16 protein-coding genes are annotated in these 13849 nt (G+C 60.9%); 8 read left to right on the top strand and 8 right to left on the bottom strand.

All coding sequences use genetic code 11. The annotated features are described in order from the left end of the window. Window positions 1-26: 26 nt before the first annotated feature. From BK660_RS19880 to BK660_RS19895, 4 genes are read left to right on the top strand one after another with little or no spacing between them, the layout of a single operon-like run. Window positions 27-461: a DUF4426 domain-containing protein gene (locus BK660_RS19880; RefSeq protein ID WP_123434734.1), complete on the top strand. Its 435-nt coding sequence runs from the start codon at window positions 27-29 to the stop codon at window positions 459-461. Then, window positions 458-1054: an RdgB/HAM1 family non-canonical purine NTP pyrophosphatase gene (rdgB, locus tag BK660_RS19885; RefSeq protein WP_123434735.1), complete on the top strand. Its 597-nt coding sequence runs from the start codon at window positions 458-460 to the stop codon at window positions 1052-1054. The genes BK660_RS19880 and rdgB overlap by 4 nt, the downstream gene beginning before the upstream one ends. Next, window positions 1051-2256, top strand: a complete 1206-nt coding sequence (gene hemW, locus BK660_RS19890) for a radical SAM family heme chaperone HemW (RefSeq protein WP_123434736.1) — start codon at window positions 1051-1053, stop codon at window positions 2254-2256. Before rdgB ends, hemW begins: the two co-directional genes overlap by 4 nt. Window positions 2257-2278: 22 nt before the next feature. After that, complete coding sequence (locus BK660_RS19895) at window positions 2279-2602, top strand: DUF3392 domain-containing protein (RefSeq protein ID WP_123434737.1); 324 nt, start codon at window positions 2279-2281, stop codon at window positions 2600-2602. 132 nt (window positions 2603-2734) lie between these two features. On the opposite strand, the gene trmB is transcribed toward BK660_RS19895, so the two are convergent. The 4 genes from trmB to BK660_RS19915 all read right to left on the bottom strand — a co-directional run bounded on the left by trmB (window position 2735) and on the right by BK660_RS19915 (window position 4977). Beyond that, entirely contained in the window at window positions 2735-3460 is a 726-nt protein-coding gene (gene trmB / locus BK660_RS19900) for a tRNA (guanosine(46)-N7)-methyltransferase TrmB (RefSeq protein WP_123434738.1), read from the bottom strand. A 9-nt stretch (window positions 3461-3469) separates the two neighbouring features. Continuing rightward, the gene (locus BK660_RS19905) at window positions 3470-4264 is read right to left on the bottom strand and encodes a thiazole synthase (RefSeq protein ID WP_123434739.1); all 795 of its coding nucleotides are present in this window, start codon (window positions 4262-4264) and stop codon (window positions 3470-3472) included. A 60-nt stretch (window positions 4265-4324) separates the two neighbouring features. Beyond that, on the bottom strand, window positions 4325-4525 hold the full coding sequence (thiS, locus tag BK660_RS19910; RefSeq protein ID WP_054044430.1) for a sulfur carrier protein ThiS: 201 nt from the start codon (window positions 4523-4525) through the stop codon (window positions 4325-4327). A 71-nt stretch (window positions 4526-4596) separates the two neighbouring features. Then, window positions 4597-4977 carry a DUF423 domain-containing protein gene (locus tag BK660_RS19915; RefSeq protein WP_123434740.1) on the bottom strand — a complete coding sequence of 127 codons (381 nt, stop codon included), beginning with the start codon at window positions 4975-4977 and terminating at the stop codon, window positions 4597-4599. Window positions 4978-5051: 74 nt separating this feature from the next. On the opposite strand from BK660_RS19915, the gene mtgA reads away from it, so the two are divergent. Further along, window positions 5052-5774: a monofunctional biosynthetic peptidoglycan transglycosylase gene (gene mtgA / locus BK660_RS19920; RefSeq protein WP_123434741.1), complete on the top strand. Its 723-nt coding sequence runs from the start codon at window positions 5052-5054 to the stop codon at window positions 5772-5774. A 72-nt stretch (window positions 5775-5846) separates the two neighbouring features. Here mtgA and rpoH read toward each other — a convergent pair whose 3' ends face one another. The 4 genes from rpoH to ftsY form a co-directional block, all read right to left on the bottom strand. After that, complete coding sequence (gene rpoH / locus BK660_RS19925) at window positions 5847-6701, bottom strand: RNA polymerase sigma factor RpoH (protein WP_007897890.1); 855 nt, start codon at window positions 6699-6701, stop codon at window positions 5847-5849. A gap of 112 nt (window positions 6702-6813) precedes the next feature. Beyond that, window positions 6814-7836, bottom strand: a complete 1023-nt coding sequence (ftsX, locus tag BK660_RS19930) for a permease-like cell division protein FtsX (protein WP_123434742.1) — start codon at window positions 7834-7836, stop codon at window positions 6814-6816. Then, window positions 7833-8504, bottom strand: a complete 672-nt coding sequence (ftsE, locus tag BK660_RS19935) for a cell division ATP-binding protein FtsE (RefSeq protein ID WP_123434743.1) — start codon at window positions 8502-8504, stop codon at window positions 7833-7835. The genes ftsX and ftsE overlap by 4 nt, the downstream gene beginning before the upstream one ends. Further along, entirely contained in the window at window positions 8501-10030 is a 1530-nt protein-coding gene (ftsY, locus tag BK660_RS19940) for a signal recognition particle-docking protein FtsY (protein ID WP_123434744.1), read from the bottom strand. The genes ftsE and ftsY overlap by 4 nt, the downstream gene beginning before the upstream one ends. 345 nt (window positions 10031-10375) lie before the next feature. On the opposite strand from ftsY, the gene BK660_RS19950 reads away from it, so the two are divergent. The 3 genes from BK660_RS19950 to rsmD are packed head-to-tail and all read left to right on the top strand — an operon-like array spanning window position 10376 to window position 13825. Beyond that, window positions 10376-11731 (top strand): M16 family metallopeptidase, encoded by a 1356-nt coding sequence (locus tag BK660_RS19950; protein ID WP_123434745.1) that lies wholly within the window; start codon window positions 10376-10378, stop codon window positions 11729-11731. Then, the gene (locus BK660_RS19955; RefSeq protein ID WP_123434746.1) at window positions 11724-13214 is read left to right on the top strand and encodes a M16 family metallopeptidase; all 1491 of its coding nucleotides are present in this window, start codon (window positions 11724-11726) and stop codon (window positions 13212-13214) included. The genes BK660_RS19950 and BK660_RS19955 overlap by 8 nt, the downstream gene beginning before the upstream one ends. Next, window positions 13214-13825: a 16S rRNA (guanine(966)-N(2))-methyltransferase RsmD gene (rsmD, locus tag BK660_RS19960; protein ID WP_027926543.1), complete on the top strand. Its 612-nt coding sequence runs from the start codon at window positions 13214-13216 to the stop codon at window positions 13823-13825. The genes BK660_RS19955 and rsmD overlap by 1 nt, the downstream gene beginning before the upstream one ends. Window positions 13826-13849 lie beyond the last annotated feature (24 nt).

Raw genomic sequence — 13849 nt, forward strand, 5'->3', positions numbered from 1 at the left:
ACCACGACATTCCAAGGAGAACGAACATGGGTCGTCTAGCGCTGTTTGTACTTACTGCCTGCCTGAGCGTCACCGCCATGGCCGCTGACGTCATCAAGGGCGAACGCCAGGAAACCTTCGGCGACACGACGGTGCACTACAACACCTTCAACTCCACGTACCTGACCCCGGACATCGCCAAAGCGGCGGAACTGGTTCGCAGCAAGAATCAGGGCGTGATCAATGTCTCCGTGATCAAGGACGGCAAGCCGCTGGTGGCTTCGGTGTCCGGCTCGGTCAAAGACCTGACCAGCCAGACCGTGCCGTTGAACTTCAAACAGATCACCGAACAGGGTGCGATTTACTACATCGCCCAATACCCGGTGGACCAGCAGGAAATCCGCACCTTCGAGATCAAGGTGCAGAACGGTGACAAAATCAACACCATCAATTTCAACCAAGAGCTTTTCCCCGGCGAATGATCAACTTCACGCAACTCGTACTGGCCAGCCATAACGCCGGCAAACTCAAGGAACTCCAGGCCATGCTCGGCGACTCGGTGCAACTGCGCTCGATCGGCGAGTTCAGCACTGTCGAGCCTGAAGAAACCGGCCTGTCGTTCGTCGAGAACGCCATTCTCAAGGCGCGCAACGCCGCGCGCATTTCCGGTTTGCCGGCGCTGGCTGACGATTCCGGGCTGGCCGTGGATTTCCTCGGCGGTGCGCCGGGTATCTATTCGGCTCGTTACGCTGACGGCAAGGGCGATGCGGCGAACAACGCCAAACTGCTCGACGCGTTGAAAGACGTGCCGCAAGCCGAGCGCGGCGCGCAGTTCGTCTGCGTCCTCGCACTGGTGCGTCACGCCGATGATCCGTTGCCGATCCTCTGCGAAGGCCTGTGGCACGGGCGTATCCTGATGGCGGCCAGTGGCGAGCATGGTTTCGGCTATGACCCGCTGTTCTGGGTCCCGGAGCGCGATTGCTCCAGCGCCGAACTGAGCCCGAGCGACAAGAACCAGATCAGCCACCGCGCCCGTGCAATGGATCTGCTGCGCCAGCGTCTGGGACTGAAATGACCCACGACTCATCCGCGTCACCGCTGATCTACGGCGGCGACGCCCAATCGCCACGGGCGGCACTGCCAGTGCTGCCGCCACTGGCGCTGTACATCCACATTCCGTGGTGTGTGCGTAAATGCCCTTATTGCGACTTCAACTCCCACACCGCCAGCCCGGTGCTGCCAGAAGAAGAGTACGTCGACGCCTTGCTCGCTGACCTCGATCAGGACCTGCACGCGGTGTACGGCCGTGAGCTGAGCTCGATCTTCTTTGGCGGCGGCACGCCTAGCCTGTTCAGCGCCGAGGCCTTGGGCCGTTTGCTCAAAGGCGTCGAGCAACGCATTCCGTTTGCCAGCGACATCGAAATCACCCTGGAAGCCAATCCGGGGACGTTCGAGCAAGACAAGTTCGTGGCGTACCGGAAACTGGGGATCAATCGCCTGTCGATCGGCATCCAGAGTTTTCAGGAAGAGAAACTCAAGGCGCTGGGGCGGATTCACAACGGTGACGAAGCGGTGCGTGCCGCCGGCATGGCGCGTCAGGCCGGGTTCGATAACTTCAACCTGGACTTGATGCACGGCTTGCCCGATCAGTCGCTGGAAGATGCCCTGAGCGACCTGCGCACAGCCATCGCCCTGAAACCGACGCACCTGTCCTGGTATCAGCTGACGCTGGAGCCGAACACGGTGTTCTGGAACCAGCCGCCGACGCTGCCCGAAGACGACACGTTGTGGGACATTCAGGAGGCGGGTCAGGCGTTGCTCGCCGAACACGGTTACGCGCAATACGAAGTCTCGGCTTACGCGCAACCGGGTCGCCCGGCGCGGCATAACCTCAATTACTGGAGCTTCGGCGACTTCATCGGCATCGGCGCGGGTGCCCACGGCAAGCTGAGTCATCCGGACGGGCGCATCGTGCGCACCTGGAAGACCCGCCTGCCCAAGGACTACCTCAACCCGGCGAAAAGCTTCAAGGCCGGCGACAAAGCGCTGACCAATGACGAGATGCCGTTCGAGTTCCTGATGAACGCGCTGCGCCTGACCGAGGGCGTCGAATCGCGGCTGTACCCGGAACGCACCGGGATGACCCTGGAAAGCCTCGCCGAAGGCCGCCGGGAAGCCGAACAAAGTGGCTTGTTGCAGGTCGAACCGTCACGTCTGGCGGCCACCGAGCGCGGACAGCTGTTTCTCAATGACTTGCTGCAGACATTTCTGAGCTGATTTCAGCCTTAAGGGAAAACGAATGGATTTGATACTCGACCTGCTCGCCACCGTGTCCCGCTGGAGCCGCAGTAACCTGTCGGAAATCGCCCTGGCTTTGGTGGGCTGCTTGCTGGTGCTGTTCGGTTCGGATTTCAAGACCTGGGTCGAGCAACGCCTGGGCAGCATCGCCGGCGCCTTGCGCGTCCCGCTGATGGCCCTGTTGTGCATGGTCGGCAGCGGCGCAGCGCTGATCTACGCCACGCCGTGGATCGTGCGCGGCCTTAGCCAGTTCAACAACTACAGCCTGGCACCGGTGCTGTTGGTGGTGCTGGTGCTGATCGGCGTAGTCGCTGATCGCCGATAACTTTCGAACACACCACACAACAAATGTGGGAGCGGGCTTGCTCGCGAAGGCGGTGTATCAGACACATTTATGTCGACTGACACGACGCCTTCGCGAGCAAGCCCGCTCCCACATAGGGTATTGCGTAGGGCTTTAGGACTGTTTTTCGAACTTCAGGTCCCACACGCCATGCCCAAGACGTTCGCCGCGGCGTTCGAATTTGGTGATCGGGCGTTCGGTCGGGCGCGGTACGCACTTGCCGTCTTCGGCGAGGTTGCGATAACCCGGTGCAACGTTCATCACTTCCAGCATGTACTCGGCGTACGGTTCCCAGTCGGTTGCCATGTGCAGCACACCGCCGACCTTCAACTTGCTGCGCACCAGTTCAGCGAACGACGCCTGAACGATACGGCGCTTGTGATGGCGGCTCTTGTGCCACGGGTCCGGGAAAAACAGCATCAGGCGATCGAGGCTGTTGTCGGCGATGCAGCGGTTGAGCACCTCGATCGCGTCGCAATCGTAGACCCGCAGGTTGGTCAGGCCCTGCGTCAGCACGCCATTGAGCAGCGCCCCGACACCCGGACGGTGAACTTCCACGCCAATGAAATCCTGTTCCGGCGAGGCCGCGGCCATTTCCAGCAGCGAATGGCCCATGCCAAAACCGATTTCCAGCGAGCGCGGCGCCGATCGGCCGAACACCTGATCGAAGTCCACCGGCGCATCGGCCAACGGCAGGACGAACAGCGGCGTGCCCTGCTCCAGACCTTTTTGCTGGCCTTCGGTCATGCGACCGGCGCGCATCACAAAGCTCTTGATGCGGCGGTGTTGGCGCTCTTCGCCTTCTTCCGGCAGGACAGGCGTTTCGTTTGATTCAGTCATCAATGGCTCTTACTTGATCAGACCATCCAGCGGCGAGGAGGCGCTGGCATAGAGTTTTTTCGGCATGCGGCCGGCGAGGTAGGCCAGGCGACCTGCAACGATGGCGTGTTTCATGGCTTGCGCCATCATGACCGGCTGCTGGGCGTGGGCGATGGCCGAGTTCATCAGCACCGCTTCGCAACCCAGTTCCATGGCGATGGTGGCGTCGGAAGCGGTGCCGACACCGGCATCCACCAACACTGGAATCTTGGCTTCTTCGAGGATGATCTGCAGGTTGTACGGGTTGCAGATCCCCAGGCCCGTGCCGATCAGACCGGCCAGCGGCATCACCGCGATAACGCCGATTTCCGCCAGTTGACGGGCGATGATCGGGTCATCGCTGGTGTAGACCATCACGTCAAAACCTTCCTTGACCAGCACTTCGGCGGCCTTGAGGGTTTCGATCACGTTGGGGAACAGGGTTTTCTGGTCGGCCAGCACTTCCAGCTTCACCAGGTTGTGGCCGCCGAGCAACTCACGGGCCAGGCGGCATGTGCGCACGGCCTCGGTAGCGTCGAAGCAACCGGCGGTGTTCGGCAGGAAGGTGTAGCGATCCGGCGACAGGACTTCGAGCAGGTTCGGTTCGCCCGGGGTCTGGCCGAGGTTAGTGCGGCGCACGGCGAAGGTGACAATCTCGGCGCCCGAGGCTTCGATGGCCAGGCGAGTTTCTTCCATGTCGCGGTACTTGCCGGTGCCTACCAGCAAACGCGACTGGTAAGTACGACCGGCCAGGACGAAGGGCTTGTCGTTACGAACGATGCTCATGGGAAATCCTCTGTAGGGGTGAGGTTCTTGCAGAATTCTGTGCCCTTGCGGGCCGGACGACTAGCCGCCGCCGATGGCGTGAACGACTTCGACGCTGTCGCCGTCGTTCAGCGTGGTGTCGGCATGCTGACTGCGCGGGACGATATCCAGATTGAGTTCGACTGCCACCCGGCGTCCGGTCAGATCCAGACGGGTCAGCAGGGCCGCAACGGTTTCACCGTCGGGCAGTTCAAGGGATTCGCCGTTCAACTGAATGCGCATGCCGAATGCCGCCATCATTTTTAGGGGCTGGCATTCTAGCCCGATCATGACCTAAAGGTCAGCAACAAGCGTCAAGCGGTAAGTGGCAAGCGCCAGGCGGCGAGACCCAAGCACATCCAGCCGATCAGGAACGCCAACCCACCGAAAGGTGTGACGATTCCGAGCTTGCTGACGCCGGTCAGGGTCAGCAGGTACAGACTGCCGGAAAACAGCAGGATACCGATAGCAAACGAGGCCCCGGCCCAGGTGATCAAACGCCCGGATATCTGCGTGGCCAGCAGCGCCACGCCCAGCAACGCCAGAGTGTGCACCAGCTGGTAGGTGACGCCTGTGTGGAAAATCGCCAGGTATTCGGGGGTCAGACGGTTTTTCAGGCCATGCGCGGCGAACGCACCGAGGGCAACGCCTGTGAAGCCGAAGAAAGCGGCCAGCATCAAAAAGCCACGCAGCATGAAGAACTCCAGTCAGACTCGATCAACAGGGTCTGTATAATGGCCCGCTCAACGGGTTCGGCCAAGCCATCTCTATGCTGCGTATATTTTTACGACGATTCACAAAGGCCGTGCTCTGGTTCGCGGGCGGCAGCGTCTTGCTGGTGCTGATCTTTCGCGTGGTGCCGCCGCCGGGAACGGCGCTGATGGTCGAGCGCAAGATCGAATCCTGGTTCGACGGCGAGCCGATCGACCTGCAACGGACCTGGAAGCCGTGGGACGAAATCTCCGACGACCTGAAAGTCGCGGTGATTGCCGGTGAGGATCAGAAATTCCCGGAGCACTGGGGTTTTGACTTCGGCGCGATTCAGGCGGCACTGGCTCATAACGAACTGGGTGGCTCGATTCGCGGCGCCAGCACGCTGAGTCAGCAGGTTTCGAAGAACCTGTTTTTATGGTCTGGTCGAAGTTGGCTGCGTAAAGGCCTGGAAGCGTGGTTCACCGGATTGATTGAGGTGTTCTGGCCCAAGCAGCGGATTCTTGAGGTGTACCTCAACAGCGTCGAGTGGGATGACGGGGTGTTTGGCGCCGAGGCTGCCGCACGGCATCACTTTGGCGTGAGCGCTAAAAGCCTGAGCCGTCAGCAATCGAGCTTGCTGGCGGCCGTATTGCCAAATCCACGAGTGTGGAGCGCAAGCCATCCGACCCATTACGTCGCACGACGGGCCGGGTGGATTCGGCAGCAGATGAGTCAGTTGGGAGGTGACAGCTATCTGTTGGGCCTCAATGATTCACGGCGAGCGCCTTGGGCTCAGTAACACCACAAAACCAGGCACAAACAAAAACGCCCCGATCAATGATCGGGGCGTTTTTTATGGCCGATTCGCAGGTTATGCCGCGATCGACAACTTGAGCTTGTTCATCGCGCTCTTCTCAAGCTGACGAATACGCTCGGCCGACACGTTGTACTTCTGCGCCAGGTCGTGCAGCGTGGCTTTCTCTTCAGCCAACCAGCGCTGATAAAGGATGTCACGGCTGCGGTCGTCCAGCACTTCCAGCGCTTCGTGCAGGTTGTGGTTGGAGTTGTCGCTCCAGTCAGCGTCTTCCAGTTGACGGGCCGGGTCGTACCGGTGGTCTTCCAGATAGTTCGCTGGCGACTGGAAAGCACTGTCGTCGTCCGCTTCCGCGGCCGGGTCGAAGGCCATGTCATGGCCGGTCAGGCGACTTTCCATCTCGCGCACTTCCCGAGGCTCTACACCAAGGCTTTCCGCCACACGGTGGACTTCCTCGTTGTTCAGCCACGCCAAGCGTTTCTTCTGGCTGCGCAGATTGAAGAACAGCTTGCGCTGGGCCTTGGTGGTCGCGACTTTCACAATGCGCCAGTTGCGCAGGATGAACTCGTGAATTTCCGCCTTGATCCAGTGCACGGCGAACGACACCAGACGCACACCCATTTCCGGGTTGAAGCGCTTCACGGCCTTCATCAGGCCGACGTTGCCTTCCTGGATCAGGTCAGCCTGAGCCAGACCGTAGCCGGAATAGCTACGGGCGATATGTACGACAAAACGCAGGTGGGCGAGCACCATCTGCCGAGCCGCCCCCAAATCCTGCTCATAATAGAGACTCTCGGCCAGTTCACGCTCCTGCTCCGGCGTCAGCAATGGAATGCTGTTCACGGTGTGCACATAGGCCTCCAGGTTCGCACCCGGGACCAGAGCATATGCAGGTTGCAAAGAATTGGTCATACGAAAAAACCTCCCACTTACAAACTCGTGCAGTTCAGCACTGCGAAAATTGACCGGAAACCGAAAGACAAGTTCCCAAAAACGCTGAAAGGTCAATACGAGCAAAATGATACTACTTAGGCGCAAGCTCCCTCAGGTGGCGTGCGACTGCAATCCATGCACCGATATACCCCAACAGCACCGCGCCAAGCAAGAGAGACAGACCGTCGGCAACTGGCACTCCGGCCAGCGCAAAATCACTACCGTACAGACCGGCCAGCCCAACCACCGCGTCGTTCAGCCAGTTCAGGCCAAACGCCAATACACCCCAAGACAGCATCCCCGCACCGAAGCCATACAGCGCGCCCATATATAGAAAGGGCCTGCGCACATAGCTGTCAGTGCCGCCGACGAGTTTAATCACTTCTATCTCTGTGCGGCGGTTTTCAATATGAAGACGAATGGTATTGCCTATCACCAAAAGTAATGCAGAAACCAGAAGCACAGTCAGACCGAAGACAAAACGGTCGCCCAGCTTGAGGATGGCTGCCAGACGCTCCACCCAGACTAGATCAAGTTGTGCCTGTTGTACCTTCGGCAGCTCGGATAGTTTTTGTCTTAATGCTTCAAGTGCGGGCTTGTCGACTTCATTCGGCGTCACCAGAACCACACCGGGCAGCGGGTTTTCCGGCAACTCCTTGAGCGCTTCGCCCAGACCGGACTGCTGCTGAAACTCCTCCAGCGCCTGGTCGCGACCGACATATTCCGCATCAGCTACGCCCGGCATGCCTTTGATCTGTTCGCGCAACGCCTCGCCCTGCTCAGGACTGGCTTCCAGTTGCAGGTACAGGGAAATTTGTGCCGCACGCTGCCAGGAACCGCCCAGACGCTCGACGTTATTTAGCAAAAGTGACAGGCCCATCGGCAAACTCAGCGCAACGGCCATCACCATACAGGTGAAGAAGCTGCCAATCGGCTGCTTGCCCAAGCGGCGCAAACTGTCCAGTAGACTCGCGCGGTGACTTTCAACCCAGGCGCGGAACAACGTCGCGAAGTCCGGGCCGTCGTCATCGTCGCGTTTTTTCTTCTGCGGTTGCGGATCGGCAGCCTTCGGGGCTACGCGTTCGGAAACTTTGGGGCTGCGGGTCGCACTCATTCGGCAGCCTCCCCATCGCCGATCAATCGGCCACGTTGCAGGGTCAGCATGCGGTGACGCATACGGGCGATCAGCGCCAGGTCGTGACTGGCGATCAGCACACTGGTGCCCAGGCGATTGATGTCTTCGAATACGCCCATGATTTCGGCGGCCAGACGCGGGTCGAGGTTACCGGTCGGTTCGTCCGCCAGCAGCAAGGCCGGGCGATGAACGATGGCGCGGGCGATGCCGACGCGCTGTTGCTGACCGGTGGACAGGTCGCCGGGGTACAAATCGGTCTTGTCCGAGAGCGCCACGCGCTCCAGGGCCGAATCCACGCGTTTGACGATCTCGGCCTTCGACAGACCCAGGATCTGCAAAGGCAGCGCGACGTTGTTGAACACCGTGCGATCGAACAGCAGCTGGTGATTCTGGAACACCACGCCGATCTGCCGGCGCAGGTAAGGAATCTGCGCGTTGCTGATGGTGGCGAGGTCCTGGCCGGCCAGCAGCAATTTGCCGGTGGTCGGACGTTCCATCGCCAGCAACAGGCGCAACAAGGTGCTTTTACCGGCGCCAGAGTGGCCGGTGACAAACAAGAATTCGCCCCGACGGACTCGAAAACTCAGCTCATGCAAGCCGACGTGACCGTTCGGGTAGCGTTTACCGACCTGTTCGAAACGAATCATGAACGCTCCCGCTCGGCAAACAGTGCCTGGACAAAGGGTTCTGCTTCAAAGGTACGCAAATCGTCGATGCCCTCACCGACGCCGATGTAGCGAATCGGCAGGCCAAACTGCTTGGCCAGGGCGAAAATCACCCCACCCTTGGCGGTGCCGTCGAGCTTGGTCAGCGCCAGGCCGGTCAGTTCGACGGTCTGGTTGAATTGCTTGGCCTGGCTGATGGCGTTCTGGCCGGTGCCGGCATCGAGCACCAACAGCACTTCGTGCGGCGCATCGGCGTCGAGCTTGCTGATCACCCGGCGAACCTTCTTCAGCTCTTCCATCAAGTTGTCTTTGGTGTGCAGACGACCGGCGGTGTCGGCGATCAGCACATCAATGCCACGGGCCTTGGCGGCCTGCACGGCATCGAAGATAACCGAAGCCGAGTCGGCGCCGGTGTGCTGGGCGATGACCGGGATCTTGTTGCGCTCGCCCCAGACCTGCAGTTGCTCGACTGCTGCGGCACGGAAAGTATCACCGGCCGCGAGCATGACTTTCTTGCCTTCAAGCTGCAGCTTCTTCGCCAGTTTGCCAATGGTGGTGGTCTTGCCGGCGCCGTTGACGCCCACCACCAGAATCACGAACGGCTTGTTCTGCGAGGTGATTTTCAGCGGTTGCTCGACCGGCTTGAGCATCGCGGCCAGCTCGGCTTGCAGGGATTTGTACAGGGCATCGGAATCGGCCAGCTCCTTGCGCGCGACCTTTTGGGTCAGGCGCTGGATGATCACCGACGTGGCCTCGACGCCAACGTCGGCGGTCAGCAGGCGGGTTTCGAGGTCTTCGAGCAGTTCGTCATCGATGGCCTTCCGGCCCAGAAACAAGCTGGCCATGCCTTCGCCGATGCTGGCGCTGGTCTTGGACAGGCCTTGCTTGAGGCGGGCGAAGAAGCCGGCTTTGGATTCTTCTGTACGCGGCGGTTCGACGGGCGTTTCGACGGGCGCGGCAACCGGGGCTGGGGCTGGAGCGACCGGAGCGACCGGAGCAACCGGAGCAACCGGAGCAACCGGAGCAACGGAAGCAGGAACCACCGGTTCTGCAACCACCGGTTCAGGCTCGGCCACAACCACTGGCGCTACAACCGGCTCGACCACCGGAACCTGAACAGGCACAGGCACAGGCACGGGCTCAGGCACAAACGCGCTCGGGGCTGGAATCGGCGGCGTAACGTGCGGTGCCAACTCGTCTTCAACGAGGGCAACCGGCTCTTCGGCCACCGGCAGTGTCAGCCAGGGTTCGGCAATCGGGGTCAGGGTGGGTTGCGCTACGACTTCGGCAACGTGATCAGGCTCGACCACCGATTGCAGCACCGGCTCGGCGATCGGCAAGACGATCGGCGCGAGCTCTTCTTCTATTACCGGCGCCGGTGCGGGCTCAGAAAGTGGCTGTGGCTGTTCGACGACGGTTTCCTGCGGCTTTTTGCGCAGCCATCCGAACAGGCTTTTCTTCTCGCCAGCCGCAGCTGGGGCTTTCTTGTCGTCGTTGGAACCAAACATGGAGGACGGCTATCTCACGGTAGCGACGCGCCAAAGGGCGCCTCGGCAAATAAATATTCGATGCAGAACAGACTGCGATTGATCCAGCTTGTTCACGCGCAACAATTTGTCGAGGTGCAAATCGCACCCCAAAGGTCGACTAATACGAAGGACTGGAACGGCATCGTCGGCGAAAACGCAGAGTTTAGCTGTCAAACTCGTAGCTTGCGCCGCAAACCCAAACAACCTGCAGACCGATCAAAGGCCTGATAGGCGTGGCCGCCAGTAAAACGGACCGTTATCCTAGCACCCTCTCGCCCGCTGACGCTAAGACCAAGCGGGCAGCCCAACAGGTTTAAAAAACGAATGAATGCTCTAGCCCGCCGCGCTGCAGGCCTGCTGCTCAGCACAGTTTGTCTGCCACTGTCAGCCTTGGCTGCCGATCCACAACCCACCCACGAATTCACCCTCGATAACGGCTTGAAAGTTATCGTGCGCGAAGACCATCGGGCGCCGGTGGTGGTGTCCCAGGTCTGGTACAAGGTCGGCTCCAGCTACGAAACACCGGGCCAGACCGGTCTTTCCCATGCGCTGGAACACATGATGTTCAAGGGCAGCGAGAAAGTCGGCCCCGGCGAAGCCTCGCTGATCCTGCGTGACCTCGGCGCCGAAGAGAACGCGTTCACCAGCGACGATTTCACCGCCTATTACCAAGTGCTGGCCCGCGACCGCCTGGGCGTGGCCTTCGAACTGGAAGCCGACCGCATGGCCAGCCTGCGCCTGCCGGCTGACGAGTTCACCCGCGAGATCGAAGTCATTAAAGAAGAACGTCGCCTGCGCACCGACGACAAGCCGATGTCCAAGGCCTACGAACGCTTCAAGGCGATGGCTTACCCGGCCAGCGGTTACCACACGCCGACCATCGGCTGGATGGCGGACCTGGACCGCATGAAAGTCGAAGAGCTGCGCCACTGGTACCAATCCTGGTACGTGCCGAACAACGCCACGTTGGTGGTGGTCGGTGACGTGACCCCGGACGAGGTCAAGGCCCTGGCCCAACGTTACTTCGGCCCGATCGCCAAGCGTGACGTGCCCCCGGCGAAAATCCCGTTGGAACTGGCCGAGCCCGGCGAGCGCCTGATTACCCTGCACGTGCAAACCCAATTGCCGAGCCTGATGCTGGGCTTCAACGTGCCCAGCATCGCCACCGCCGAAGACAAACGTTCGGTGAACGCCTTGCGCCTGATCTCGGCCCTGCTCGATGGCGGCTACAGCGGCCGCATACCGGCGCAACTGGAACGCGGCGAAGAGCTGGTGTCCGGCGGTTCGTCGAGCTACGACGCCTACACCCGCGGCGACAGCCTGTTCACCTTGTCGGCCACGCCGAACACGCAGAAAAAGAAAACCATGGCCCAGGCCGAAGCCGGTCTGTGGAAGCTGCTTGAACAGCTGAAAACCACCGCGCCGTCCGCTGAAGAACTCGAGCGTGTGCGGGCCCAGGTAATTGCCGGTCTGGTCTATGAGCGCGATTCGATCACCAGCCAGGCCACGTCCATCGGCCAACTGGAAACCGTCGGCCTGTCGTGGAAACTGATGGATACCGAACTCAGCGACCTGGAAAGCGTAACCCCGCAAGACATCCAGAACGCCGCCAAGCTGTATTTCACCCGCGAACGTCTCAGCGTCGCCCATGTCCTGCCACTGGAGACGACTCATGAGTGAGCGCAAAAAACCACGCCTGGCCCTGATCGGCCTGATCGCCGTCGCCCTGATCGGCTCCGCAGCGTTTTATTTGTCGAGAAGTGAAGATTCCAAAGCCAGCGAGGCCCTGGACAAAGCCAAGTCCAGCCAGAAGCTCCAATCGCTGACCGAACTCGACGGCAAGGCGCCAAGCCACCGCACGCTCGACGTACAGACCTGGAATACCGCCGAAGGCGCCAAGGTGATGTTCGTCGAAGCGCGTGAGCTGCCGATGTTCGACATGCGCCTGATCTTCGCCGCCGGCAGCAGCCAGGACGGTACTGCGCCGGGCCTGGCCGTGCTGACCAACGCGATGCTCAACGAAGGTGTGGCCGGCAAAGATGTCGGCGCCATCGCTCAGGGCTTCGAAGGCCTGGGCGCTGACTTCGGCAACGGCGCGTTCAAGGACATGGCGCTGGCTTCCTTGCGCAGCCTCAGTGCCAAGGACAAACGCGAACCGGCCCTGAAGCTGTTCTCTGAAGTGATCGGCAAACCGACCTTCCCTGCCGATTCCTTCGCGCGCATCAAGAACCAGATGCTCGCCGGTTTCGAATACCAGAAACAGAACCCCGGCAAACTGGCGAGCCTGGAGCTGATGAACCGTTTGTACGGCGATCACCCTTACGCGCACTCCAGCGATGGCACGGCGAAAACCGTTCCGGCGATCACTCTGGCGCAGCTCAAAGCTTTCCACGAGAAAGCCTACGCCGCCGGCAACGTAGTGATTGCGCTGGTCGGTGACTTGTCCCGCGCCGAGGCCGAAGCGATTGCCGCGCAAGTCTCCAGCGCACTGCCCAAAGGCCCGGCACTGGCGAAGATCGCGCAGCCGCAAGAACCGAAAGCCAGCGTCGGCCACATCGAGTTTCCGTCCAAGCAAACCAACCTGATGCTCGCGCAACTGGGCATCGACCGTGACGATCCGGACTACGCCGCCCTGTCCTTGGGCAACCAGATCCTCGGCGGCGGTGGTTTCGGCACCCGTCTGATGAGCGAAGTGCGCGAAAAACGCGGACTGGCGTACGGCGTGTACTCGGGCTTCACCCCGATGCAGGCGCGCGGCCCGTTCATGATCAACCTGCAGACCCGCGCCGAGATGAGCGAAGGCACGCTGAAACTGGTGCAGGACGTGCTGGCCGACTACCTTAAAACCGGCCCGACACAGAAAGAACTCGATGACGCCAAGCGTGAACTGGCCGGCAGCTTCCCGCTGTCCACCGCCAGCAACGCCGATATCGTCGGCCAGTTGGGCGCCATGGGTTTCTACAACCTGCCGCTCAATTATCTGGATGACTTCATGCGTGAGTCCCAGAGCCTGACCGTCGACCAGGTCAAGACCGCACTGAACAAACACTTGAGCACGGACAAAATGGTCATCGTCAGCGCTGGCCCGACCGTGCCACAAAAGCCGTTACCGGCCCCATCTGATAAACCTGCCGAGCAGCCGCTCGGGGTTCCGGAGCATTAATGGCCACGCGTCCTAAAAAACCTGTTCACAACGTCCATAACGGCGTGAATCAACTGCGCATCATCGGCGGCGAATGGGGCAGCCGAAAGCTGAGCTTCCCCGACGCCCCGGGCCTGCGCCCGACGCCGGACCGGGTGCGTGAAACCCTGTTCAACTGGCTCGCGCCGTATGTCGCGGGCGCCAAGGTGCTGGACCCGTTCGCCGGCAGCGGCGCACTGTTCCTCGAAGCCCTGTCCCGTGGCGCGGCCATGGGCCAGGCGCTGGACGCGAGCAACATCGCGGTCGCCAGCATCAAGGAACATCTGGGCACACTGCGCTGCACCACCGGCCAGATTCAGACCGCCGACGCCCTGCGCTATCTGGAAACCCAGACCGCCACGGCCTACGACCTGGTGTTCCTCGACCCGCCGTTCAACCAGAACCTGCTGCCGGGCGTCTGCACGCTGCTGGAAGAGCGTCAGTGGCTGGCCGACGAGGCCTGGATCTACACTGAAAGCGAAAACGCGCCGTCGTCCCTCGGTTTGCCAGGCAACTGGCGCCTGCACCGGGAACAGAAATCCGGGCGGGTCTACTACGCGTTGTGGCAACGTATGGCAGAGATCGCCGGTTAATCGACCGGCCTGAAAAGGTGCGCA

The organism is Pseudomonas brassicacearum (genome assembly GCF_003732265.1).
In the GTDB taxonomy this organism is placed as follows: domain Bacteria; phylum Pseudomonadota; class Gammaproteobacteria; order Pseudomonadales; family Pseudomonadaceae; genus Aquipseudomonas; species Aquipseudomonas brassicacearum_D.